Source organism: Undibacterium sp. JH2W (genome assembly GCF_049340425.1).
In the GTDB taxonomy this organism is placed as follows: domain Bacteria; phylum Pseudomonadota; class Gammaproteobacteria; order Burkholderiales; family Burkholderiaceae_D; genus Undibacterium.
Window position 1 is genome coordinate 1 of the sequence record NZ_JBMPOT010000117.1, and the last position, 254, is coordinate 254.

Genomic DNA, 254 nt, shown 5'->3' on the forward strand with positions numbered 1-254 from the left:
CTGCTCAACCTTGCTGCCGAACTAGGTAACGTGTCCCGAGCCTGCAAAGTAATGGGTTTTTCGAGGGACACGTTTTACCGTTATCAGTCTGCCGTTGAGAGCGGCGGAGTTGAAGCTCTGATCGATTACGAATCGGCGCATGAGAGAGATGAATATCGAGCCGCACACAAGCCTGCAGAATTTCTTTAGCGGAATAATTCGCCCCATTGTCGAAATACAAACGTTCTGGCTTACCGCGCTTATACAAGGCCGAC

General features: G+C 50.4%; 1 protein-coding gene. It reads left to right on the forward strand.

Annotated elements, in window-relative coordinates; all coding sequences use genetic code 11:
* A partial coding sequence (locus ACO0LC_RS29370) for a helix-turn-helix domain-containing protein (RefSeq protein WP_423009821.1) occupies window positions 1-189 on the forward strand: 189 nt, incomplete at its 5' end.
* Window positions 190-254 lie beyond the last annotated feature (65 nt).